This is a genomic window from Paenibacillus ihuae, from assembly GCF_001368795.1.
GTDB lineage: Bacteria > Bacillota > Bacilli > Paenibacillales > Paenibacillaceae > Paenibacillus_AQ > Paenibacillus_AQ ihuae.
Genome location: NZ_LN831198.1, coordinates 1,888,958 through 1,891,385, shown reverse-complemented (window position 1 = coordinate 1,891,385; position 2,428 = coordinate 1,888,958). Strand labels below are relative to the sequence as shown.

The following is a 2,428-nucleotide window of genomic DNA, read 5'->3' as shown; positions in this document are numbered from 1 at the left end:
CGATATCAACCGGCTCCGGTATGTCAGCCAGTGTATGGTAGCATTTCTCGCCCAGGATGTCGCCGTCCACTGTAGGATTAACCGGAATGATCCGGTAACCCCGGCTCTGCATAGCATAAGCGACCATGTACGAGGTACGGTCCGATTTGTCAGAAAGGCCTACTACAGCAATATTGCCTGCAGAGGCTAGAATATCGCCGATCTGCTCACGGCTCGGGTTCTCAAAACTCATAGTGATTTGCCCCTCTCTTCAGTTGTCCCCGCCTTAAGCCGGGATTCCCTGTGAATATTACGAAACACATTAATTCTAGACTTGGGTTCAGCTCAAAGCAAGCTTCTCACAAAAGTACGAGTTCGTACCGATTTAAGCGAATCTTCGGTCATCAGCCCCTACGGTGATCAAGTCATATTAGACTCTACGCTCTATTCCTATTTTACCCATTCCACATCGGCACCAAGCTCGCGCAAATGGTCAAAATATTGCGGGTACGATTTTGCGACATGATGAGCGTCCTTGATCAGCAGCGGCTGACGGGCCCGAAGGCCGACCACCGTCAAGGCCATAATGACCCGGTGATCGTAATGCGCGTTAATAGTCACGCCGCCTTCTACACCTTCCGGCAAACCATGAACGATGATCTCGTCGCGGCGCTCCTCGACTTTGGCTCCCGCCCGTGTCAGCTCAGCCAGGTAATCCGTAATGCGGTCGCATTCCTTATAACGCAGATTCTCCACATTATAGAAGCGGGAGGTACCTTCGGCAAAGACCGCCGCCGCTACCATAGCCAGTACAGCGTCAGTGGCTGCATCGCCATCGAATTCCACAGCCTTCAGGATTCCGTTGCCCTGAACATGTACTGTACCGTTCTCATGTGTGAGTGGTACTTCCATCATACGCAGCACGTCGACAATTGCCCGCTCTCCCTGCTTGCTGTGCTCAGCCAGCCGGTGGATCTTCACATCCGACTTCGTGACAGCCGCTGCTGCAAGCACAGCCGCTGAACCCGGATAGTCGCCTTGTACAGTGTACGATTTGGCGGCATAAGTCTGGCGGCCCGGCACTTTAAAGGACATGTAATCATCTGCGGCATGCACCATGATGCCTGCCTGCTCCAGCACCTCTAGCGTCTGGCCGACAACAACCTTCGATTTCAGATCGTCCAGGACAATGATCTCGCTGTCTTCCTCAAGCAGCGGCGTCAGGAACAGCAGCGCGCTGAGATACTGAGAGCTGACTGCTCCGGAGACGGTAATCCGACCGCCGGCCGGCTTGCCGCCGCGAATCGTAATCGGAAGCCTTCCGTTGTTATGCTCCACTTCAACACCCAGCTGGCCCAGCGCCTTGATCAGATCGTCATGCGGGCGTTTACCCAGTGAATCTGGATATGTATTCACAAAGGTTACTTCAGGGCTCAGCGCGGCAACAGCCATCAGAAAACGCAGTACTGCTCCGGCATTACCGACATTCAGTTCCTTTACATCGCGTGGATTCCGGCCGAAGCCCTGAATCACGATTTTCTCGTCATCTTCCGTCAGCACAGCTCCCAGATCGGCGATACATCTGCGGATTGCATCACTGTCTTCACTGTGCGCAGGATGATAAATGGTGCTTACGCCTTCAGATAGAGCGGCTACCAGCAGGTAGCGTGTAGTGTAGTTTTTGGAAGACAGTGCTCCAAATTCTCCTTGCAGGGTAGGTGTCGGCCTAACAATAACGTCCATAATCCAAACGCTCCTTAATAAATGTAGTGTATATATGTAGTGCTGGGTTTGACATGTCATTCTAATGCTGTGTTATCATAAAATCATTCTCCAAAAGAAAAGAGGTCTTTACCATGAACGATATTCCACAAATTACACCCGAAGAACTGCGGCAGCGTCTTACGGCAGGTGAGGACCTGTGTCTGATAGATGTCCGAGAAGATGATGAAGTGGCTACCGGAATGATTCCGGGCGCTGTTCACATTCCCATGGGCCAGATCCCGCAGCGTACCGCAGAGCTCCCGGCCGATGCTGAAGTGGTCTTCATCTGCCGCTCCGGCGCGCGCAGCCAGCGAGTCTGTGAATATCTGCAGCAGTTCGGCTTCACTACCGCCAACCTCAGCGGCGGGATGATTGAATGGAACGAAACTGCAGAAGAATAAGCTGCCTGCAAGCACACTTAAAAGCTCAACCGCGGTAATGCATTAAAATATGCTGCGACACTTCTGCCGCACTCAGCTCCGATGTATCGACCGTGCAATGCGCGAAACGGTAAGCCTCACGGCGCTGCTCCATTATGGTGCGGACCCTTTCCTGCGCGTTGCCGGCGAGCAACGGACGATTCTGATCCCCGCTAACCCTTGCAAGAATTGCCTCCTCAGTAGCTGTAAGAGCCACTACAAGACCATGGGCCAGCATAATCTCGGCGTTACCAGGGACAAGTACC

The 2,428-nt window shown here is 53.0% G+C and carries 4 protein-coding genes; 1 reads left to right on the top strand and 3 read right to left on the bottom strand.

Annotation, left to right across the window (positions count from 1 at the left end; genetic code table 11):
* Both AQR02_RS08505 and aroA read right to left on the bottom strand, forming a co-directional pair.
* Positions 1–232: CoA-binding protein (locus tag AQR02_RS08505; protein ID WP_187388769.1), on the bottom strand; the 232-nt coding region annotated here is incomplete at its 3' end.
* 197 nt (positions 233–429) lie between these two features.
* Positions 430–1,722, bottom strand: coding sequence for a 3-phosphoshikimate 1-carboxyvinyltransferase (gene aroA, locus AQR02_RS08500; RefSeq protein WP_054940199.1), 1,293 nt, complete (start codon positions 1,720–1,722; stop codon positions 430–432).
* 113 nt (positions 1,723–1,835) lie between these two features.
* Here aroA and AQR02_RS08495 point away from each other — a divergent pair, with 113 nt between their 5' ends.
* Positions 1,836–2,144: a rhodanese-like domain-containing protein gene (locus AQR02_RS08495; RefSeq protein ID WP_054940198.1), complete on the top strand. Its 309-nt coding sequence runs from the start codon at positions 1,836–1,838 to the stop codon at positions 2,142–2,144.
* 25 nt (positions 2,145–2,169) lie between these two features.
* On the opposite strand, the gene AQR02_RS08490 is transcribed toward AQR02_RS08495, so the two are convergent.
* A partial coding sequence (locus AQR02_RS08490; RefSeq protein ID WP_280818613.1) for a shikimate kinase occupies positions 2,170–2,428 on the bottom strand: 259 nt, incomplete at its 5' end.